Origin of the sequence: Salinarimonas sp. NSM, from assembly GCF_052380005.1 — a bacterium.
GTDB lineage: Bacteria > Pseudomonadota > Alphaproteobacteria > Rhizobiales > Beijerinckiaceae > Salinarimonas.
Window position 1 is genome coordinate 20,438 of the sequence record NZ_JBQTCJ010000010.1, and the last position, 19,483, is coordinate 39,920.

The 19,483-nt window shown below is 72.6% G+C and carries 19 protein-coding genes; 3 read left to right on the forward strand and 16 right to left on the reverse strand.

Going from position 1 to position 19,483, the window contains the following annotated elements:
* Nucleotides 1-33: 33 nt before the first annotated feature.
* The 6 genes from ACTZWW_RS06175 to ACTZWW_RS06200 all read right to left on the reverse strand — a co-directional run bounded on the left by ACTZWW_RS06175 (nt 34) and on the right by ACTZWW_RS06200 (nt 6,155).
* A complete protein-coding gene (locus ACTZWW_RS06175; RefSeq protein WP_029030508.1) occupies nt 34-399 on the reverse strand; it encodes a response regulator in 366 nt (121 codons plus the stop codon).
* A 20-nt stretch (nt 400-419) separates the two neighbouring features.
* A complete protein-coding gene (locus ACTZWW_RS06180; protein ID WP_444780067.1) occupies nt 420-911 on the reverse strand; it encodes a chemotaxis protein CheW in 492 nt (163 codons plus the stop codon).
* Complete coding sequence (locus ACTZWW_RS06185) at nt 908-3,709, reverse strand: hybrid sensor histidine kinase/response regulator (RefSeq protein ID WP_444780068.1); 2,802 nt, start codon at nt 3,707-3,709, stop codon at nt 908-910. Before ACTZWW_RS06185 ends, ACTZWW_RS06180 begins: the two co-directional genes overlap by 4 nt.
* A gap of 117 nt (nt 3,710-3,826) precedes the next feature.
* A complete protein-coding gene (locus ACTZWW_RS06190) occupies nt 3,827-4,777 on the reverse strand; it encodes a M23 family metallopeptidase (RefSeq protein WP_444780069.1) in 951 nt (316 codons plus the stop codon).
* A 28-nt stretch (nt 4,778-4,805) separates the two neighbouring features.
* Nucleotides 4,806-5,450, reverse strand: a complete 645-nt coding sequence (gene chpT / locus ACTZWW_RS06195; protein ID WP_444780070.1) for a histidine phosphotransferase ChpT — start codon at nt 5,448-5,450, stop codon at nt 4,806-4,808.
* Nucleotides 5,451-5,600: 150 nt separating this feature from the next.
* The gene (locus tag ACTZWW_RS06200; RefSeq protein ID WP_444780071.1) at nt 5,601-6,155 is read right to left on the reverse strand and encodes a YHS domain-containing (seleno)protein; all 555 of its coding nucleotides are present in this window, start codon (nt 6,153-6,155) and stop codon (nt 5,601-5,603) included.
* 141 nt (nt 6,156-6,296) lie between these two features.
* On the opposite strand from ACTZWW_RS06200, the gene ACTZWW_RS06205 reads away from it, so the two are divergent.
* The 3 genes from ACTZWW_RS06205 (at nt 6,297) to ACTZWW_RS06215 (ending at nt 8,752) form a co-directional block, all read left to right on the forward strand.
* Nucleotides 6,297-6,941, forward strand: coding sequence for a DUF1134 domain-containing protein (locus tag ACTZWW_RS06205; RefSeq protein WP_444780072.1), 645 nt, complete (start codon nt 6,297-6,299; stop codon nt 6,939-6,941).
* Nucleotides 6,942-7,026: 85 nt separating this feature from the next.
* Nucleotides 7,027-8,253, forward strand: a complete 1,227-nt coding sequence (locus ACTZWW_RS06210; protein ID WP_444780073.1) for a hypothetical protein — start codon at nt 7,027-7,029, stop codon at nt 8,251-8,253.
* Between the two features lie 13 nt (nt 8,254-8,266).
* Nucleotides 8,267-8,752, forward strand: a complete 486-nt coding sequence (locus tag ACTZWW_RS06215; RefSeq protein WP_444780074.1) for a DUF6314 family protein — start codon at nt 8,267-8,269, stop codon at nt 8,750-8,752.
* Here the strand turns inward: ACTZWW_RS06215 and ACTZWW_RS06220 are convergent.
* From ACTZWW_RS06220 to ACTZWW_RS06265, 10 genes are all read right to left on the reverse strand, one after another.
* Nucleotides 8,707-9,633: a c-type cytochrome gene (locus ACTZWW_RS06220; RefSeq protein ID WP_444780075.1), complete on the reverse strand. Its 927-nt coding sequence runs from the start codon at nt 9,631-9,633 to the stop codon at nt 8,707-8,709. The genes ACTZWW_RS06215 and ACTZWW_RS06220 overlap by 46 nt on opposite strands.
* A 20-nt stretch (nt 9,634-9,653) precedes the next feature.
* Nucleotides 9,654-10,133, reverse strand: coding sequence for a c-type cytochrome (locus tag ACTZWW_RS06225; protein ID WP_444780076.1), 480 nt, complete (start codon nt 10,131-10,133; stop codon nt 9,654-9,656).
* A 171-nt stretch (nt 10,134-10,304) separates the two neighbouring features.
* A complete protein-coding gene (locus tag ACTZWW_RS06230) occupies nt 10,305-11,351 on the reverse strand; it encodes a UDP-glucuronic acid decarboxylase family protein (RefSeq protein ID WP_444780077.1) in 1,047 nt (348 codons plus the stop codon).
* A 96-nt stretch (nt 11,352-11,447) separates the two neighbouring features.
* Nucleotides 11,448-12,557: a CgeB family protein gene (locus tag ACTZWW_RS06235; RefSeq protein WP_444780078.1), complete on the reverse strand. Its 1,110-nt coding sequence runs from the start codon at nt 12,555-12,557 to the stop codon at nt 11,448-11,450.
* A complete protein-coding gene (locus ACTZWW_RS06240) occupies nt 12,554-13,651 on the reverse strand; it encodes a CgeB family protein (RefSeq protein ID WP_444780079.1) in 1,098 nt (365 codons plus the stop codon). The genes ACTZWW_RS06235 and ACTZWW_RS06240 overlap by 4 nt, the downstream gene beginning before the upstream one ends.
* Nucleotides 13,648-14,763, reverse strand: coding sequence for a CgeB family protein (locus tag ACTZWW_RS06245; RefSeq protein ID WP_444780080.1), 1,116 nt, complete (start codon nt 14,761-14,763; stop codon nt 13,648-13,650). The genes ACTZWW_RS06240 and ACTZWW_RS06245 overlap by 4 nt, the downstream gene beginning before the upstream one ends.
* Complete coding sequence (locus ACTZWW_RS06250) at nt 14,763-15,929, reverse strand: glycosyltransferase family 4 protein (protein WP_444780081.1); 1,167 nt, start codon at nt 15,927-15,929, stop codon at nt 14,763-14,765. Before ACTZWW_RS06250 ends, ACTZWW_RS06245 begins: the two co-directional genes overlap by 1 nt.
* A complete protein-coding gene (locus ACTZWW_RS06255) occupies nt 15,926-17,227 on the reverse strand; it encodes a TIGR04295 family B12-binding domain-containing radical SAM protein (RefSeq protein WP_444780082.1) in 1,302 nt (433 codons plus the stop codon). Before ACTZWW_RS06255 ends, ACTZWW_RS06250 begins: the two co-directional genes overlap by 4 nt.
* Nucleotides 17,224-18,315, reverse strand: a complete 1,092-nt coding sequence (locus ACTZWW_RS06260; RefSeq protein ID WP_444780083.1) for an NAD-dependent epimerase/dehydratase family protein — start codon at nt 18,313-18,315, stop codon at nt 17,224-17,226. The genes ACTZWW_RS06255 and ACTZWW_RS06260 overlap by 4 nt, the downstream gene beginning before the upstream one ends.
* A complete protein-coding gene (locus ACTZWW_RS06265) occupies nt 18,312-19,427 on the reverse strand; it encodes an NAD-dependent epimerase/dehydratase family protein (RefSeq protein WP_444780084.1) in 1,116 nt (371 codons plus the stop codon). The genes ACTZWW_RS06260 and ACTZWW_RS06265 overlap by 4 nt, the downstream gene beginning before the upstream one ends.
* Nucleotides 19,428-19,483 lie beyond the last annotated feature (56 nt).

Below are 19,483 nucleotides of genomic sequence, written 5' to 3' on the forward strand. Positions count from 1 at the left end.
GCGGAGCGAGGGCTGACGAACCGGGGGAGCGGCTCAGGCGAGCCCGACCTCCTGCATCTTGGCGGTCATGATCTCCTTGTCGAAGGGCTTCATGATGTACTCGTCGGCGCCCGCGCGCATGGCGCGGGCGATGTTGGCGACATCGTTCTCGGTGGTGCAGAACACGACCTTCGGATGCTGCCCGCCCGGGAGCGCGCGCAGCGCCCGAAGGAAGTCGTAGCCGTCCATCACGGGCATGTTCCAGTCGAGCAGCACCGCGTCGGGCATCTGCGCGCGGCAGGCGACGAGCGCCTGCTCGCCGTCCTCCGCCTCGCTGATGCGGAACGACAGGCCCTCCAGGATGCGGCGGGCGACCTTGCGGATGACGGCCGAGTCGTCGACGACGAGGCAGTGCTTCATGGCGGGCTCCTTCGCGCGGATCACGCCGCGCGGGCTTCGGCGTCGAAGGCGAGGACCGCGTCGACGTCGAGGATGATGAGCAGCCGGCCCGCGAGTCGATGCACGCCGTGCGAGAGCTTGACCCAGCGCGGATCCATGTGGACCGGGCTCGGCTCGTGCGTGTCGACGGAGAGCTTCATCACCTCGCCGACCGAGTCGACGAGAAGCCCGTAGCTCTCGCCCTTGTGCTCGAGCCCCACCGCCATCTCGTCGCCGGACGTGTCGCGGTCCGGCAGGCCGAGGCGCCGGCGCAGGTCGACCGCGGTGACGACCCGTCCGCGCAGGTTCAGGAGGCCCGCGATCTCGGGCGGGGAGAGCGGGACGGTGGTCAGCGAGGAGGCGATGAAGACGTCGTGCACCCGGTCGATGGGCAGGCCGAACATCTGGTCGGCCACCATCACGGTGACGAACTCCTCCATGTCGCCAGACAGGCGGCCGTCGCGCGCGGTGTCGTTCTGGTTGGCGGCGATCATGCGGCTTCTCCGAGGGAGCTGCGGATGTCGGGCTGCGTCTCGGCGAGCGCCGCGACGAGGCCCGAGCGGTCGAACTTGGCGACGAATTCCGAGATGCGCAGGCGGCGCGCGCGCTCGAGCGCCTCGGGCGTGATACCCGAGGAGAGCGCGATCACCGGCACGTCGTGCAGCCGAGCCTGGGCGCGCACCGCCTCGACGAGGGCGAAGCCGTCGCGGCCGGGCATCTCGATGTCGGTGACGATCACGTCGATGCGCTTGTCGGCGGCGAGCACCTGCAGCGCCTCCTCCGTCGAGCCCGCGGTGATCACCTTGAATCCGGCGGCCTTCAGCACCGGCGTGAGCATGTCGCGGAAGAAGGGGCTGTCGTCGACGAGCAGCAGCGTGCGCGAGAGGTTGGCGATGCGCGGCGGTCCGCCGCGGGTCCAGTCCTCGTGCGCCAGCGGCAGGTAGTGGGCGACGTTGACGATCTCGGTGGCGCGCCCGCGCACCACGGCCGAGCCGACGAGGTCGGAGCGGTCGTCGGTGAGCTCGATGTCGAGGACATCGTCGACGATGTCGACGATCTCGTCGACGGCGAGTCCCATCGTGCGTTCGCCGTCGGAGAACACCACGAGCGCCTGGGTGCCCTCGCTCTTGATCTCGATCGACGGATCGGCGGGAACGAGCGGCATCAGCTTGCCGCGGTACTGGATCAGCGGACGTCCGCCCACCCACTCGATCTTCGAGGCGTCGATCTCCTCGAGGCGCGTGACGAGCGAGAGCGGCACCGCCTTGAGGCTCGCGCCGCCGCCGCGGAAGACGAGCAGCGTCACGGTCTCGGTCTCCTCCGTCGCCTCGGCCTCCGCCTGCTCCTCGAAGCCGTAGCCCTGCTCGGACTTGCCGCTGTCGACCATCTTGGCGACGCCGTTGGGGTCGATGATGAGCACGACGGCGCCGTCGCCGAGGATGGTGTTGCCGGAGAAGAGCGGGATGTGGCGAAGCTTCGTCGACATCGGCTTCACGACGATCTCTTCCGTGTGGAAGACGCCGTCGACGAGGATGCCGAAGCGCTGGCGGCCCACCTGGGAGACGACGACGAAGCCCTCGTCGCCGGCGTCCGCGTCCGCGCCGTCGAGCCCGAGCACCTTGGCGGCCGGGACGATCGGCAGGAGTCGGTCGCGCAGCCGCAGCACCGGCGTGCCGTTGATGCGCTCGATCTGGTGGTCGGAACCCTTCTTGACGCGCACGAGCTCGAGCACGGCCACCTGCGGGATGGCGTAGCGCTGGTCGCGCGCGGCGACGATGAGGGCGGCCACGATGGCGAGCGTGAGCGGGATCTTGATGGTGAAGGTCGAGCCCTTGCCCTGCTCGGAGGCGATCTCCACCGTGCCGCCGATGAGCTCGATGTTCGTCTTGACGACGTCCATGCCCACGCCGCGGCCGGAGACCGCCGTGACGGCCTTGGCCGTGGAGAAGCCCGGGTGGAAGATGAACTTGGCGATCTGCGCCTCGCTCATCCGCTCGATCTCGGCCTCGGTGCCGAGGCCGCGGTCGACGGCCTTCTTGCGGATGGCCTCGAAGTTCAGGCCCTTGCCGTCGTCCGAGATCTCGATCGTGATGGTGCCGCCTTCGTGATAGGCGTTGAGGCGGATCGTGCCGCGCTCGGGCTTGCCGGCGGCGCGGCGCTCGGCCGGCGTCTCGATGCCGTGATCCGCCGAGTTGCGGATCATGTGCGTGAGCGGGTCCTTGATGACCTCGAGCACCTGCCGGTCGAGCTCGGTGTCGGCGCCCTGCATCATCAGCTCGATCTTCTTGTCGAGCTCGGACGACAGGTCGCGGATGATGCGCGGCAGCTTCTGCCAGGCCGTGCCGATCGGCTGCATGCGCGTCTTCATGACGCCTTCCTGCAGCTCGGCGGTCACGTGCGACAGCCGCTGGAGCGGCACCTTGAAGCCGTTGTCCTCGTGACGGCGCGCGATCTCGAGGAGCTGGTTACGGGTCAGCACCAGCTCGGAGACCATCGTCATCAGATGCTCGAGCGTGTCCACGTTGACGCGGATCGTCTGCACCTTGGCGACGTTCTCGCCGCTCGCGGCACCCTCCTGGGATGCGTTCTCCTTGCCGGCCTCGCGCGCCGCAGCGGGCTTGGCGGCCGGCCTGGGCGCCGGCTTGGCGGCCTCGGGGGCGGGGGCGGGGGCGGGGGCGGGGGCGGGAGCCTGGGCGGGGGCCGGCTGCGGCTCGGCCGCGACCGCGGCCGGGATCGGTGCGGGCGGAGCGAAGTCCTCGTCGGGACCCGGCGCCTCCAGGAAGGCGCGCTCGAGCTCGTCGAGCGACACCTCGCCGAGCCGCGGCGCGTCGCGCTCCGGCTCGGGCGCGACCGGCTCCGGCTCGGGCTCGGGTGCCGGCGCGGGTGCGGCGGCGGCCTCCGCGAGGAGCGTCGTCTCGTCGGCGCTCGCCATGCGCTCGAGCTCGCCGATCAGGTCGGAATCGACCCCCTCGGGCTCGGCGGCGGTCCGCTCGAGCTCGGCGAGGATCTCCTTGATCCGGTCCAGCGTCGCGAGGATCAGCGTCACGGCGCTCGAGGTCACCGGCAGCCCGTCGCGGAACCGACCCATCAGGGTCTCGGCGGCATGGGCGAGGCTCTCGAGGCGCGGCAGGCCGAGGAAGCCGCAGGTCCCCTTGATGGTGTGAACCAACCGGAAGATGTTCGAGAGAATCTTCTCGTTGTTGGGGTCCTGCTCGAAGCGAACGAGCTCGACGTCGACCGTGTCGAGGTGCTCGCTCGTCTCGGTCAAAAATTCGCGAAGCAGTTCATCCATGGATATCTCTCGATCCACCAGAGGGCTGGGCCGGGTCTGACCGAGAGTGGCTCGAAGTCGTTTAAGTTCCGTTTCCTCGAAGGGGCGAGCCCCACGCGAATGCTCGTCGCAACGGAGCTAACGGACCGTAATGGTGTCGTTTCGGATCAGAAACCGACCCTCGATGGAAAGCGCCACGGGCTCCGAGTCGAGCAGGCCTCCTCCGCCACCGCCGCGCTGGGCGTGGACGTGCAGATGTGGCTCGGTCGTGTTTCCGGAATTTCCCACGAGGCCGATCGGGTCTCCGACCGCGACAGGTTCCCCGACCGATACCGCGAGGCTGTCCCGCGCGAGGTGGGCGAGCAGCAGATCGAACCCGTCGCAGGCGATCACGACGTGGTTGCCCGCGAGATTCTGCCGATCCGCCCGGGGCGGCTGCAGGTCGGGAAGGTCGCCGCGCGCGCGGATCACGCGACCGGCGCATGGCGCAACCACGGGCTTGCCGAAGATCGCGTAGGCAGCGGGATCGGCGGGAAGGATGCCCGTGGCGCGCAGGCCCCAGCGATCGACCGCGAGGAAATCGATCGCGTGCGCCTGGCCTCGCAGCTCCGCGCGTCCCGTGCCGAGCACCCGACGATGGTTGTTGACGAGATCGTGGAAACCGCCCGAGCCGACGACGTACCGCCCGTCCGCGAGAGGGAAGGCGATATCGGCCACGGGACCGGGGGGCGGCTGACGGGCACCGGCCAGCGAGATACCGAGCCCCGCGAGCGCCATCGCGAGCACGCCGAGGAGGAGGGCGGCGCCCCGGTCGAGCCCGCTCTCGGGCCAGGCCAGGCGCAGCCGCCACGCGTGCGTCATGGCCCGCGCCGCGGCCAGCCCGAAGCCGATGAAGAGGGCGACGAGGACCGCCCGCGGAACGATCGCCCAGGAGCCGATCGTCGCCGCGACGGTGACGAACGTGCCGGTGAAGGCGATGGCCGCGAGCGACGTCGCGGCGTCCCGCGGCGGGGCCAGCACGAGCCAGCAGAGGAGGGCGAGGGGGGTGGCCAGCTGAAGGACGAAGACCCCGAGGAAGGCGACGGTCATCCGGCCTCCGGGTTTCGGCGGCGACCCGTCAGGCCGGGGCCGAGGTGATCGTCAGCGTCTCGCCGTCGAGCGCGAAGTCGATGCTCATGCCGGCGGCGCGGGCGACGAGCCCGGTGTAGTAGGTCTGGATCGCGTGCGCGTCGACCGTGCCGTCCTCCGCCTCGCCGCGCACGAGCGCGGGGGCGTGCGTGGGAATGCGGGCGTTGCGCCCCTGCGCCTTGACCATGAAGGTCGAGGTGGTCTCGTCGCCGCCCACCGTCACGTCGATCGCGCCGCCGCGGGGGATGCCCTGGGCGGCGATGACGAGGAGGTTGAGGAGCAGCTTCACCCGGTTCTTCGGCAGCAGCATGCGCCGCGCCGTCCAGGTCAGCGTCGTGCGATCGTCGGTGAAGAAGCCCTTCGCCACGCTCTCCGCATCGCCGAGGTCGATGGCCGCGCCCGCCGAGCCCGCGGCGCCGAAGGCGATGCGGGCGAACTGGAGGCGGGCGGAGGCCTGGCGCGCGCTCTTGCGGATGAGGTCGAGCGCGAACTCCTTCATCTCGGCGTCGCCGCCTTCCTCCTCCATCACCTCGAGGCCGTTGACGATCGCGCCCACGGGGCTGATCACGTCGTGGCACACGCGCGAGCACAGGAGCGCGGCGAGATCGAGGGAGTCGAGCGAGACCGTGGCCATGGGGACCTCCGCGGGACCTGGGCGGCGAGCGGCGACGGCCTCCAGCGAGGGCGCCGCCGCATGCGATTCGGGCGCGCGTGCGCCACCGCCCTTGGTAACCGCAAGGCGTCGCGTTGCAAAGCCGTCACGAGGGCGCGAGCCACGCGCCGGTCAGCGTCCCCCCGCCGGATCGACCAGCCCCGCCGAGACCCGTGGCCAGGCCTGCTCGGCCTCCACGAGGACCGCGCCCGCCGCGATCGCGTCGAAGTGCGCGAGGCTCTGCGCGTCGTGGAACAGGTAGAGCCTGCCGTCGACCACGCGGTGGAGGTCCGGTCGGCCCGCCGCCAGGCGCCCGCGCGCCAGCGCCACGGGGTCGTAGCCGCCGAGCCGCGGGGCGAAGCGCTCCGGCCCGGCCGCGAAGGCGGCGCGGTTCGAGGCGGAATGGAAGCGCCAGGCGGCACCGCTCCAGATCAGCTCGTAGGCGCCCCGCCCCGCCCGAGGGCCCTCGGGGAGGAAGTAGGAGACCGGGTCGAGCCCGTCGAGCGCGAAGCCCGACAGCGCATGGAACGCCACCTGCTCCGTCACGCCGATCGCATGCGGCAGCGCGGCGAGCAGCGAGCCGCCGTCGGTCCCCGCGCGCGCGGCGCTCGCCGAGCGGCTCTCGCCCGCCGGGAGCGTCGCCAGGACGAGCGCGAGCGCCGCCAGCGTTAAGGGTCTGTTGTGCATCTCGAGCGAATTCTTCCCTGCCGCGAGCCGCGTGCGCGGCCCCGCCCCGTGTCGGCCGCAAACATGGCCATCATGGCTGAAGATCACGTCGAGCCGACCGTTCGAATTGTAGCGATCGGCCAAAACGCCGGAGACGAAGACATGCGCGCCGCCCGAAAGGTCCTCGCGAGCCTCGCCCGTCTCGCGCCCGCTGCTCCCGCGGTGGCCGCCCTCGTCGCGGCGCTGGTGCTCGTCGCGCCGAACGTCGTGGCCGCGCAGCCGAACGATCCGCGGGCGACCAACGCGCAGATCATGCGCGACACCCAGACCTACACCACCGCCGAGACCATCGAGGCCGGCCACCGCTTCTTCGGCTCGACCTCGCGCGGCATCGCGCTCGCGATCGAGCAGGCGGTCTCCCGCTGGGGCCAGCCGAACGGCTACATCCTCGGGCAGGAGGGGTCGGGCGCCTTCTTCGGCGGCCTGCGCTACGGCGAGGGCACGCTCTACACCCGCAACGCCGGCCAGCGCCCGGTGTTCTGGCAGGGGCCGACGCTCGGCTTCGATGTCGGCGGCGACGGCGCGCGCACGATGATGCTCGTCTACAACCTCCCCGCCACGGAGGCGCTCTACCGCCGCTTCGTCGGCATCGACGGCTCGGCCTACCTCGTCGGCGGCGTCGGGATGACGGCGCTGATGGCGGACAACATGGTGGTCGTGCCGATCCGCACCGGCGTGGGCGCGCGGCTCGGAGTCAACCTGGGATACTTGAAGTTCACGGCGCAACCCACCTGGAATCCCTTCTAGGGGCACGCGGTCCGCTGCAACGCTGGCGTCGCGCGTGCGTTTGGCGTAACTGACGCATGCTGTCCCGTGCCTCGGAAGGCGACGCGTGATCGAAGCCGCGATGTTCATAGCGCTGGGGTTCCTGGCGGCGACCTTCCTGGCGCTGCTGATGGCGCCCGCGCTCGCGGCGCGCGCGGATCGGCTCGCGCGCCGGCGCCTCGAGGCCCAGCTGCCGCGCTCCCTCGTCGAGCTCAACGCCGAGCGCGATCATCTGCGCGCGCAGCTCGCCCTGCGCGAGCGCCGGATCGAGCAGCGGCTCGAGGCGACGCTCGCCGGAAAGCACGCCGACCTCGCCGAGCTCGGGCGGCGCGCCGTGCGCATCGAGGCGCTCGGCCGCGACGTCGCCGATCGGGACGCGCGCATCGCCGCGCTCGAGGCCGATCTCGCGCAGACGCGCACGAGCCTCGCCGAGACCGAGGCGACCCTCGCCGATACCCGTGGCGACCTCGCCGACACCCGCGAGGCCTTCGCCCAGCTCAAGCGCACGCATGCCGACCTCGCCGCGCGCCACGACGCCACGCTCCAGGAGAACGACGCCCGGCGCATCGCCATCGCCGATCTCGAGACGCGGCTGACGACCCAGACGCGCCGCGGCGACGATCTCGACAAGCGCCTGGCCGACCGCCGCGTCGAGCTCGCGGCGGAGCGGACCGCCCACGAGCAGACCCGCGCGGCGCTCGCCGACGAGCAGGCTCGCGGCGCCGTTCTCGACCGGCGCTTCGCCGAGGCGACGGCCGCTGCCGAGCGCGAGGCTGCCAGCGCCGCCACCCGCGCCGCCGAGCTCGCCGAGACGCGCGGTGAGCGCGACCTCGCCCGCGCCATCGCCGCCGACGCTCACGCCGCCTTGGCGGCGGCGCAGGAGACCGCCGCGCGGCTCGAGGCGCGCATCGGCGAGATTCAGGCCCGCGAGCGCGCGCTCGGCGCCGCGCACGAGACGGCGCTGCGCGCTCTCAACGAGCGGATCGAGGTCCTCAAGGCCGAGAAGGGCTCGCTCGAAGGCGCGCTCGCGACGGCCCGGGCGGAGCGTACGCGCGGCGGGCGCAAGGCCGCGGACGAGGCCGGCGATCTCGCCCACCGTGCGCAGGTCGTCGATGCCCGCGTCAGGCGCTCGGCCGGGCGGCTCTCTCCGGAGGCCGGCCGGGAGGCCGACGCCGACGCGCCCGGCAGCGCCCCCAAGAGCGCGGCCACCCCGAGCACGGCCACCTCGAGCGCCGGCCAGCCGGCCGAGCCTGGCGCCACCGGCGCGCAGGCGTCGGCGGGCGCGCGGTCCTGACGGTCCGTGAGTCTTGTCCTGGGACGCGCCCGAGACCGTGCTCGCCGCACTGGACGGCTGCTGGACGATCGACCGCGTCGTCGAGGGCCTGGCGACCCTGCGCGGCTCCGCGCGTTTCACGCCCATCGGCGGCGGCGAGGTCGCCTATGCGGAGAGCGGCACGCTCGTGCTCGCGGACGGGCGGGGGCTGCGGGCCGAGCGGCGCTACGTCTTCCGCCCCGCGCTCGGCGGCTTCGACGTCCTCTTCGACGAGACGCCGCGGCGCCTGTTCCACCGCATCCTGCCCGTGCCGCAGGGTGATGCCCTCGTCGGGAGGGCCGCGCATCTCTGCGGCGCCGACACCTACGAGAGCACCTATCGCTTCGAGCCCGACGCCAGCTTGCGGATCGTCCACCGCGTCCGCGGGCCGACGAAGGACTACGTCAGCCGCACGCTCTACCGCCGCGGCGCGCGTCACTCCCGCGGAGTCTCGGGGCGCGGCGGCAGCGAGAGCAGGTAGGCCGCCATCGCCTCGCGGTCCTCACCGGAGAGGCGCGCGGTGTTGTCGACGACGGCGGCCATCGAGCCGCCGATCACGTCGAACTCCGGCGTGAAGCCGCTCGCGAGCAGCTCGACGATCTCCGCGCGCGACCAGCCGCCGATCCCCGTCTCGTGGGGCGTGATGTTGGGGATGAAGCCGCGCCCCTCCGGGTTCGGGCCGCCGGCGAAACGGGCCTCCTCGCGGATCGCGCCGAGCGCATCGCGGGGCGAATGGCATTCGGCGCAGTGCCCGGGCCCCTCGACGAGGTAGGCGCCGCGGGCGAGGAGCGGGTCCATGCCCTCTGGCGCCGCGAAGGGCTCTGCGTCGAGGTAGGCGAGCTTCCAAAGGCCGACGCCGCGCCGGATCGAGTAGGGGAAGTGCAGGTCGTGGTCCGGGACGGTGCCGTCCACGGGCTCGAGCGTCATCAGGAAGCCGTGGAGATCCCTCAGGTCCGCGGCCGCCATGCGGGCGTAGGACGTATACGGGAAGGAAGGGTAGTAGTGCTCCCCGTCCGGCGAGACGCCCCCGCGCATGGCGCGCACGAACTGCGCCGTCGTCCAGCCGAAGATGCCGTCGCGCGACGGCGAGAGGTTGGGGACGTTGAAGGTGCCGTAGTCGGTCTCGAGCGCGAGCCCGCCGCCGAGATGCAGCGGGTCCTCCCCTCCCGGCGTGGCGTGGCAGGAGGCGCAGCCGCCGGCCCAGAACAGCGTCTCGCCGTTGGCGAGATCGGCCTCCCCGCCGGGCGGGCGCTCGAGGCCGGTGCCGTCCAGGTCCGGATCGGTGAGCAGGAAGAAGCCGAAGGCGGCGAGCACCGCGAGCGTCGCCGCGACCACGGCCGCCTTCTGGAGCGCGTCGATCATGCGCGCGGCCCCGTGGCCGCTCAATTGTCGATCCGGAACTGCTCGTGGCAGGTCCGGCAGGACTGCGTCGCGGTGCCGAGCGCGGCCTGGAAGGTCGCCTCGTCCGTCGTCGCCTCCAGGCCGGCCGCGGCGCGCTCGCCGAACTCCGCGAACAGCGCCTCGAAATCGTCCTTGCGCTCCCAGATCGCCGGGGCGGCCTCGGTGTCGCCGCCGGTCTGCGTCCCGTCCGGGAAGAGGCCGGGCATGCGCTCGGACGCGTCGATGTAGACGGCGAAGGTCTCGCGCGCGGTGTCGAGGTCGAAGGGCGCCTCGCCGCGGACCATCTGCACGCCGCTGCGGGTCGCGTTGCCGACCCCCTTCATGATCTCCTGGCGCTCGGCGATCGGGTCGCCCTGCGCCAGCGCACCCGGCGTGAGGACGAGTGGCGCGAGGGCCAACGGGGCGGCGAGAAGGGCGGCGAGGCCGGTCACGGCGGCGATGCGGGTCGGGCTGAGCGTCACGGGGTCCCCCTCGGGCTGGCGCGTCCGGCACGATCTCCGGATCGGAGTGTCCGGATCGGAACGGCTGCAATGAGGATAGCGCGGCTTTCCGCCGCGGACAGCCCCGCGACGGGTCTTTCCCCGTGGGCTTCGCGGACCGGTCACGCGAGTGTGATCGGTTCGCGCACGCCCTCAGGCGACGCCGTGCAGCGCGCTCGCCTCCGCCACCGGGGCGCGCCGATCGGCGCGCCGGTGCTGTACGAGACCGGCGAACCAGTCGATCGTCGGTGGCAGGCCCGCCGAAAGCGGCGTCGTCGGGCGCCACCCCAGGTGCGTCTCGGCGCGCGACACGTCCGGGCGGCGGCGCTGCGGGTCGTCGGTCGGCAGCGGCTCGTGTGCGACACGCGAGGTGGTCTCGACGAGATCGAGGACCATCTCGGCGAGCTCGAGGATGGTGAACTCCCCGGGATTGCCCAGGTTGACCGGCCCGTCCGGGGCGGGATCGACGCGCATGAGCCGCACCAGCCCCTCGATCATGTCGTCGACGTAGCAGAACGAACGCGTCTGCTCGCCGGTGCCGTAGATCGTCAGCGGCTGGTCGGCGAGCGCCTGGCAGATCAGGTTCGAGACGATCCGACCGTCGTCGGGGCGCATGCGCGGGCCGTAGGTGTTGAAGATGCGGGCGACGCGCACGTCGACGGCGCCTCCGCCACCCTTGCCGCGGCGATAGTCGAAGCACAGCGTCTCGGCGGCGCGCTTGCCCTCGTCGTAGCAGGCGCGCGGGCCGATCGGGTTGACGTGACCCCAGTAGTCTTCGCGCTGCGGGTGCTCGCGCGGATCGCCGTAGACCTCGCTGGTCGAGGCCTGGACGAAGCGCGCCCCGTGCGCGGCGCAATGATCGAGCAGATGGTGCGTGCCCATCACGCACGTCATCATCGTATGGACGGGGTCGGCCTGGTAGCGCGGCGGGGAGGCGGCGCAGGCGAGGTTGAAGACCGCATCCACCTCGAGCGACCGCGGGACGGGGTCGCAGACGTCCTGCTCGACGAGGGAGAACCGCGGCTCCCGGGCGAGCGCGGCGAGGTTCCCGGTCGTTCCCGTCTGCATGTTGTCGAGGCAGATCACGCGCTCGCCGTCGGCGATCAGGCGCTCGCAGAGAGTCGAGCCGAGAAAGCCGGCGCCGCCGGCGACGAGGACGGCGCGGGAGCGCGTCTTGCTATGTTGGCGGAAAGTATTCATACTGGATCACCTTTCCGAAAGTCGCCGATCCCTCGGGGCATCGGGTGGATTTCCACGCCCCAACGCACCGGGCCGGAGAGAAGATGCATGCCCGGCTCACAGGCCGGCGACTTTTTTCCGTGCCTGCGCTTCGCGGGCGGCGCGGGCCTCGACGAGACCGGCGACGAGCTCGCGCGCACGGGCGGTGCCCGTGTGCGCGCCGAGGACGATCGCGCGCGCCCGCGCCGCGATCGCGTCGCGCCGCATGGCGGGCAGCTCCCCGAGTATCCGCACCACGTCCTCGGTCTCGTGCGCGACGAGCATCGCCTCGCCGTCCGGCAGGAGCGTGCCGAGACCTTCCCAATCGTCGCCGACGACGGCGGTGGCGCAGGCGCCCGCCTCGAACAGCCGCACGCTCGGCGCCCAGCCGGCGGCGATCATGTCCGCCCGCGTCACGTTGAGCGTGAAGCGCTGGCGGGCGTAGAAGGACGGGTGCTCCGCCGGCGGCAGGTGGGGGATGCGCGTGACGTTCTCGGGCCAGGCGATGTCGTCGGGATATTGCGGCCCGGCGACGACGAAGCGCTTGCCCGGCAGGCGCCGGGCGGGCTCGATCAGGAGCCGCTCCAGGGTCGGCTGCCGGTCCGGCGAGTAGGTGCCGAGATAGCCGAGGTCCCATTCGTAGGGCTCGCCGGTCGGGCGGTAGCGCTCCGGCTCGACCGAGCAGTAGAGCGCACGCGCCGCCCGCGCGCCGAGGTCGCGCTCGAGCCGGTCCAGGGTCGGGCCGCCGGTGAAGGAGAAGTAGACGTCGAAGAGCGGGATCTGGCGTGCCTCGAGCGACGGCGTCTCGCCGCGCGCGAGCTGCGCCAGGGTCACCGGCGTATCGATGTCGTAGAAGGCGACGACGCCCCGGGCGAGCTCCAGCACGCGATCGACGACGGCGGGCCCGTCGGGCACGTAGGAGCCGACGATGACGGCGTCCGCATCGCGGATCGTCGCTGCATGGGCCTCGAGGGCGGCGAGGTCCGGATAGAGGTGCAGGTCGCAGAAATCCGGGTCGGGCAGGTCGCGGTGGTCCGCGTACCAGGGCACGTCGCGCTCGAGGAAGGTGATCCGGTGGCCGAGATCCGCCGCGCCGCGCAGGAGCGCGCGGAAGGTCGTCGCGTGGCCGTTGCCCCAGGACGAGGACAGCGACAGGCCCAGGACGACGATGTGGAGGGGCTTCGTCATGCCGCGGCTCCTGCGCGCCCCTCGGCGCCGGCGAGCGCCCGCAGGATCGCGTCCGCCTCCACCGCCCGCGTCGCGTAGGTGTGGTCGCGCAGCGCCCGGTCGAGGGCGCAGCCGCCGATGCGCCGCGCGTCGGCGGGTGTCAGCCAGGCCATGATCTCGGCGACGTCGGCGCCGTCGCGGGCGACGAGGATCTCCTCGCCCGGCGCGAAGAACTCCGCCACGCCCTCCCAATGGTCGGTGATCAGGCAGGCGCCGGCGCCCGCCGCCTCGAAGACGCGGGTGGGCGGCGAGAACCCGACATGGGCCATGCTCTCGCGGTTGACGTTGAGGACCGCCTTGGGCGTGACGTTGAAGGCGTTGTGGTCGCCCTGGCCGACGTGACCGATGGCGCGGACGTTGTCCGAGAGCTGCCACGGCTCCCAGCCGGAGCCGCCGAGGAGGAAGCTCTTCTCCGGCGCCGCCGCCGCGGGCTCCAGGAAGAAGGCGCGCACCCGCGCCTCGCGGTCGGGCATCCGGTTGCCGAGGAAGGCGAGATCGGCGGAGAAGCGCGGGTTCGGCGTCACCGGGTGGTGGGTGTCGGGGTCCAGCGCGTTGTAGATCGGCCGGCAGGCGCGGGCCCCGAAGCCTTCGTAGCGGGTCACCACCGGCACGCCACCGCCGTAGGTCATCACCGCGTCGAGCCGCGGAAGCATGCGGCGCACCGCGTGGCTTTCGTCGGCGGCCATCTCGGCGAGCGTCGCCGGCGCGTCGACGTCCCAGAACAGCTTGACCGCGTCGGCGCGCGCGGCGCCCATCACGGCCTCGAGCAGCGCGTCGTCCGCGTAGCCGACGCCGCTCGCCTTGATCACGACATCCGCCTGCGCCGCCCGCGCTGCGGCGCCGCGCAGGCCCTCGGGGCTGGCCTGCCAGACGACGACGCGCGCCCAGGGCGGCTCGTCCATGTCGCGGTGCGCCTGCCGGTCGAACGCGTCCGGCTCGTAGAAGGTGATCTCGTGGCCGTGGGCGGCGAGCGCCTTCAGGAGGCCCCGGTAGTATGTGGCGGCGCCGTTCCAGTAGGACGACAGGAGGCTCGACCCATAGAAGGCGATCTTCACGGTGCGGTCTCCGTGTCGCGGTGGTCGACGCGAAGATCGGCGAGGATGCCGATCAGCTCGTCGACGCGGTGGGAACAGGTGTGGCGGGCACGGATGGTCTCGAGCCCGGATGCGGCGAGCGCCGCGGCGCGCTCCGGATCGCCGAGAATGGCGCGCAGGGCAGCGCGCATCTCGTCGCCGTCTCGCGCCACGAGGTAGTCCTCGCCCGGGCGGAACAGGCCCTCGGCGTCGTCCCAGGGGGCGCAGACGAGGGGGATGCCGCAGGCGAGCGCCTCGAAGGGGCGAATCGTCGGGATGCCCGGCAGGCTCTCGACGTAGGGCCGTCGCGGCACGTGGACCGTGACGCGGTGGCGGGCGAAGGCCTCGGGTGCGTCCGCGTTGGCGATCCAGCCGCCGTAGGCGATGCCGGCCTCGTCGAGCGCGGACCGCGCGTGGGGCGGGTAGCGCACGCCGCGCGCCTCGGCCACGAGCCCCAGGTCGCGGACCGGCTCGACCAGGAATTCCCGCAGCTGCGCGTCGCGCTCGCCGTCGCCCCAGTTGCCGATCCAGATCAGGTCGCCGGTCTTCTCGACCTCCGGCATCGGCCGGAACAGCCGCGTGTCGGCGGCTTCGTGCCAGACCCGGACCTGCCGGCCCCAGCCGGCGGCGCGGTAGCGCGCGGCGAGCGTCTCGCCGAAGGCGAGCACGCCGTCGTAGTCGGCGAGCGCGAGCCCGGCGATCGCGCTCCGCGCGGAGACCGCCCGATGGTGCGTGTCGTGGAACAGCAGCGTGAAGGGCGCGCCCTCCCGGCGCAGCCGGCCGATCTCGGCGACGAGCGCGGGATCGGTCCACTCGTGCACGACGACGACATCGGCACCGTCCAGTGCCGCGGCGTGGTCGAAGCCGTCCTCCCAGAGCCGCTCGTCGAGCTCGGGGAAGTCGTGCGCGAAGCGGTCGAGAGCACGGAAGCCCTGGTCGGCGACGAGGTTCGCCCGGCTCCAGGCGTCGAAGGGGGCGAGCGCGGTAGCCGAATGGCCGCGCGCGACGAGCTCGCGCATCACGCCGCGCAGGAAGTGCGCGTTGCCGTGGTTCCAGTCGGAGGTGAGCGAGTGCGTGTAGAAGACGAAGCGCATCACGTCGTCTCGACCAGGGAGGAGGGGGGCGATCGCAGGGGATCGTCGGGGGCGTTCGCCAGGACCTCGGCATAGACGTCGAGGAGCCGCGCCGCCTGGGCCGTCGGCGCGTAGGCCTCGGCGCGCTCGCGCGCGAGCGCCACGCGCGCGGCCCGCAGGCGGGGGTCTGCGGCGATGGTGTCGATCGCCTCGGCGAAGCCGTCCGCGTCGTCGGCCTCGACGAAGAGCGCCGCGCCGTCCCACACCTCGCGGAAGGTGGGGATGTCGGAGAGAACGAGCGCGCAGCCCGCCTGCGCCGCCTCGAGCACGGCGAGTCCGAAAGGCTCGTAGCGCGCCGGCGAGACGAAGACGCCCGCGTGGGCGAGGGCTGTGCAGGTGTCCTGCGCCGAGAGCGTGCCGCGGGCCTCGACATGGACGAAGCCGACGCGCTGTCCCTGGGGGCCCTCGGTCGGGCCGATCGCCGCGATCGGCGTCGTCGCCCGCGCGGCCGTGGCGTCGAGGACGTCGGCGTTCTTCGCCTCGTCCCACCATCGCCCGACCGCGCAGGCGCGCACGACGCCCGCCGGGCCGTCGTCGCGGGTGTCGCCGGGCGCCGGGGTCGGGTAGCGCGCGTTGTGCACGACGGCGAGACCGGGGATCGGTCCGTAGGCGCGCCGCAGGGCGTTCGCATGGCTGCGGCTCGGGGCGAGCACGCGGTCGGCGCGGGCGAGGCCCTCGTGCACGAGCCTCCGGTTCAGCGCGAAGGCGTCGGGCATCGGCCCGTCGCGCATCGTCTCCCACCAGGTCGCGAGGCAGGAATGCGACATGGCGACCACGGGCCGGCCGGTGACGAGCCCGCGCGCCTGCGAGGGATAGTTCAGGTGCAGGAGGTCGACGTCGTAGACCTCGGCGACGCCGTCGATGACGGCGGGCACGCCCGCGAGCGCCGTCTCGTCGCCGGCGAGCCAGTCGAGCGGATGGTCGAACCAGAGCAGCGTCAGGCCGCGCACCGCGCGCGCCTCCTCGCGCTGCTCGGCCACGGGCTCCGGCCCGAAGGCGACGAGCACGACCTCGACGTCGTGCCGCGCGAGCGCGCGGGCCATGTCGAGCGCGTGGCGCCACAGCCCGCCGACGGCGTCGCAGGTGACGAGGATGCGCCGGGGAGCGGAGTGGGGCGCACGGGTCATGCGCGCAACCCGCAGCAGGCGCTCTCGAGCTCCGGAAGCGGCCGGGGCCGCTCGTCCTGGATGTCGCTGAAGCGATCGAAGGCGGCGAGATAGTGCTCGTGCGCCCGCTCCCAGGCCCGGTCGTCCGGCATCCCCCAGAGGTCCCGGTAGGAGGGGGACGACGGATAGGGGTAGAGCGGCACGGGGTCGTTCGCCCACACGCCGCGCGAGATGAGGTGCTCGCGCCAATGGGCGACGATCTCCTTGGAATCGGTCGGCGTGCCGATCAGGTTCGCCTGCACGAAGGGCACGTGCGCGCGCGCCTTCACCAGCAGCGCCGCGAGCTCGGGCGTGTCCATGCGGCAGCGCTTGGCCAGCATCGCGCGCCCTTCCTCGGTGAGGCTCTCGAGCCCAGCCTCGATGGAGACGCAGCCCGCCTCGCCGAGCAGCTCGAGCAGGTCGGGCTTCCAGAGGTCGATGCGCGTCTGCACGCCGAAGACGACGGGGCGATCGATCAGCGCCTCGAGCAGCGCCTTCTGCGGCAGGAAGATCTCGTCGATGAAGTAGAGATAGCCGACGCCCTGCTCGATCAGCCCGTCGATCTCGGCGAGCACGTGATCGAGCTTCCGGCGGCGGTACTTGTCGCGGTAGTCGATCTTGGCGCAGAAGGCGCACTCGTATGGGCAGCCACGGGATGCCTCGACCTCCGCGCCGAAGCCGACGAAGGGGCCCTCGTCGAAGCGGTGGTGGTGGTGCGGGTGGTGCTCGAGCCATTCCCGCGGCCAGCGCAGCGGCGCATGGTCGACGAAGGGGCTCGCCATCGTCGGCCCGCGGCTGACGAGCTCCCCGTCGACGAGGCGTGCGACGCCGTCGACGCGGTCCCACTCGGCCGTCGCCGCGAGCTTCACGAGCGTCTCCTCGCATTCGCCCCGCACGACCGCTTCGACGCCGAGCTTCTCGAGCGTGGGCCGGGGCGTCGCCGAGCCGTGCGGGCCCACCGCGACCGTGCGTCCGCCGCGTCCGTCGAGCGCCGCGAGGAACTCGGCGGGCACGCGCAGCTCGGGCGGGGCGCAGCGCCAGAACAGGTAGGTCGGCGCGGTGGCGACCACCGTCATCGCGGGCCGGAAGTCGGCGACCTCGGCTGCGAGCGCGGCGTTGCCGGCGCGCATCAGCTGGCCGTCGAGCATCAGCACCTCGTTGCCCGCCTCCTCGAGCAGAGCCTTGGAATAGCCGAGCTCGAGCGGCAGATGCTCGTGTCGGCAGCCGAAATAGATCGAGCCGTCGTAGCTCCAGGCCGGGTTGACGAGCGCCACCTTCATGCCGTGAGCCTCCTTTCGGGCGTCTGGCGTGCGGCGCCGGGGGCGCCCTCGCGCAGGAAGTCCTGTGTCGCGAGCCAGCGGGCGAGATCGGCGAGGCCCTCGCGCCAGCCGGTGCGGGCGCGCCAGCCGAGCGCTTGCCCGATGGCGCGCGTGTCGGCGACGAACCAGAGCTGGTCGCCCTGGCGCCAGTCGGCGCGCTCCAGCCGGACGGGGCCGGCGAGATCCTCGATCGCCTCGATCACCGCACGCAGGCTCACCGCGTTCGCGGGCCCGCCGCCCAGGTTGAAGGCGCGGCCCCGCACGGCGTCGATGCGCTCGAGCGCGGCGCGGTAGGCCGCGACCGCGTCCGACACGTGCAGCACGTCGCGCACCTGCTTGCCGTCGCCGAAGATCGTGATCGGCTCCGCCCGCAGCGCGCGGATGAGGAAATGCGCGACCCAGCCCTGGTCCTCGGTGCCGAACTGGCGCGGGCCGTAGACGCAGCTCATGCGCATCACGGCCGTGCGCAGCCCGAAGGAGCGGGCGTAGTCGAGCACGTACTGGTCCGCCACGCCCTTCGAGCAGCCGTAGGGCGTGTGGAAATCGAGCGGCTGCGCCTCCGGCACGCCGTGCGCCGCGAGATCGGCGTCCGCGGGTGCCCAGCGCTCCGCGCCCTCGTGCATCGCATGCCCCGAGAGGTCGCCGTAGACCTTGTTCGTCGAGGCGAAGATCACCGGCACCCGCGGGTTCGTCCGCCTCACCGCCTCGAGCAGGCCGAGCGTACCGGCGGCGTTGACGGAGAAGTCCTCCATGGGGTCCGCCAGCGACGTCGTCACCGCGACCTGCGCCGCGAGGTGGACGACGCCACGCGCACCGGCGATCGCGCCTTCGAGCGCGGCGGCGTCGCGGACGTCGGCGCGGACGTGCCGCACACGATCGCCGTGGCGCGCCTCCAGCCAGGCGAGATTGCGCTCGACACCGGGCCGGGCGAGGGTGTCCACGATGGTGACGCGGCCGCCCGCGTCGAGCTCGCTCTGGGCGAGGTTCGCGCCGACGAAGCCGGCGCCGCCGACGACGACGAGGGGAGAGGGACCCGCGTCGCGCGTCACGTCACGAGCCCTCTGGCTTCCAGATGGCGGCGCATCTCGGCGCCGCGATCGGCCGTCTTCTGCGAGGCGACCCATGCGACGAGGGGACCGAGCGCCGTCTCCAGCCGGAGCCGCGGCTCGAAGCCGAGGATCTCGCGCGCCTTGCCGATGTCCGCGAAGCAGTGGCGGATGTCGCCTGCGCGGGACTTGCCGAGGATCTCGGGATCGATCTCGGCGTCCATCGCCTCGCCGAGCAGGCGGGCGACGTCGCAGACCGTGTAGGCGTGCCCCGAGCCGACGTTGATCACCTCGCCGTTCGCCGCGGGGGTCTCCATGGCCAGCCGGAAGGCGCGGGCGACGTCCTCGACGTGGACGAAGTCGCGCTTCTGCTGCCCGTCCTCGAAGATCGTCGGCGCCTCGCCGTTGAGGTAGCGCGCGGCGAAGTTGGCGAGCACGCCCGTGTAGGGGTTCGACAGCGCCTGGCCCGGTCCGAACACGTTGAAGAGCCTCAAGCCCACGCATTCCATGCCGTAGGCCGGGCAGGCGATCATCACCGCGCGCTCCTGCGCGTACTTGCCGAGCGCGTAGATCGAGGCGAGGTCGACGGGCTTGGTCTCGTCGGTGGCGATCGGGGTCAGCGCGGCGTTGCCGACGACGGGGTCCCAGCGCCCGGCCTCGATGGCGCGCCGATCGCGCCGCGCGTCGCCGATGCGCGAACCGTCGGGCGCACGGTACCAGCCCTCGCCGTAGACGCTCATGGAGGAGGCGACGACGACGCGCTCCACCGGCTGCTCGATCAGCTCCTGGAGCAGCACCGCGGTGCCGACGTCGTTGGCGCTCGTGTAGCGCTCGATCTCGTACATGGACTGGCCGACGCCCACCTCCGCCGCGAGGTGGAAGACGCCGTCGACGCCGGCGATCGCGCGACGCACCGCGTCGGCGTCACGCACGTCCGCGCGGATGAAGTCGCAGCCGTCGGGGACCGGGGGCGCACCGGCGCCGCGGATCTCGCCGTGAACCTGCTCGACGAGGCTGTCGAGCAGGCGCACCGCGTGACCATGCGCCGTCAGCTCGGCGGCGAGCGCGCGGCCGATGAAGCCCATGCCGCCGGTGATCAGGTAGGTCTTCGTCATAAACGCTCCCTGCGGAACCTCGCCGTGGGCACGGCGCGAGGGCTGAAGAAGATGCT

What these genes read in the sequence shown, in the direction of transcription:
- ACTZWW_RS06175 (WP_029030508.1), bottom strand. Translation starts at nt 399, where the DNA reads ATGAAGCACTGCCTCGTCGTCGACGACTCGGCCGTCATCCGCAAGGTC.
- ACTZWW_RS06180 (WP_444780067.1), bottom strand. Translation starts at nt 911, where the DNA reads ATGATCGCCGCCAACCAGAACGACACCGCGCGCGACGGCCGCCTGTCT.
- ACTZWW_RS06185 (WP_444780068.1), bottom strand. Translation starts at nt 3,709, where the DNA reads ATGGATGAACTGCTTCGCGAATTTTTGACCGAGACGAGCGAGCACCTC.
- ACTZWW_RS06190 (WP_444780069.1), bottom strand. Translation starts at nt 4,777, where the DNA reads ATGACCGTCGCCTTCCTCGGGGTCTTCGTCCTTCAGCTGGCCACCCCC.
- chpT (WP_444780070.1), bottom strand. Translation starts at nt 5,450, where the DNA reads ATGGCCACGGTCTCGCTCGACTCCCTCGATCTCGCCGCGCTCCTGTGC.
- ACTZWW_RS06200 (WP_444780071.1), bottom strand. Translation starts at nt 6,155, where the DNA reads ATGCACAACAGACCCTTAACGCTGGCGGCGCTCGCGCTCGTCCTGGCG.
- ACTZWW_RS06205 (WP_444780072.1), top strand. Translation starts at nt 6,297, where the DNA reads ATGCGCGCCGCCCGAAAGGTCCTCGCGAGCCTCGCCCGTCTCGCGCCC.
- ACTZWW_RS06220 (WP_444780075.1), bottom strand. Translation starts at nt 9,633, where the DNA reads ATGATCGACGCGCTCCAGAAGGCGGCCGTGGTCGCGGCGACGCTCGCG.
- ACTZWW_RS06230 (WP_444780077.1), bottom strand. Translation starts at nt 11,351, where the DNA reads ATGAATACTTTCCGCCAACATAGCAAGACGCGCTCCCGCGCCGTCCTC.
- ACTZWW_RS06235 (WP_444780078.1), bottom strand. Translation starts at nt 12,557, where the DNA reads ATGACGAAGCCCCTCCACATCGTCGTCCTGGGCCTGTCGCTGTCCTCG.
- ACTZWW_RS06245 (WP_444780080.1), bottom strand. Translation starts at nt 14,763, where the DNA reads ATGCGCTTCGTCTTCTACACGCACTCGCTCACCTCCGACTGGAACCAC.
- ACTZWW_RS06250 (WP_444780081.1), bottom strand. Translation starts at nt 15,929, where the DNA reads ATGACCCGTGCGCCCCACTCCGCTCCCCGGCGCATCCTCGTCACCTGC.
- ACTZWW_RS06255 (WP_444780082.1), bottom strand. Translation starts at nt 17,227, where the DNA reads ATGAAGGTGGCGCTCGTCAACCCGGCCTGGAGCTACGACGGCTCGATC.
- ACTZWW_RS06265 (WP_444780084.1), bottom strand. Translation starts at nt 19,427, where the DNA reads ATGACGAAGACCTACCTGATCACCGGCGGCATGGGCTTCATCGGCCGC.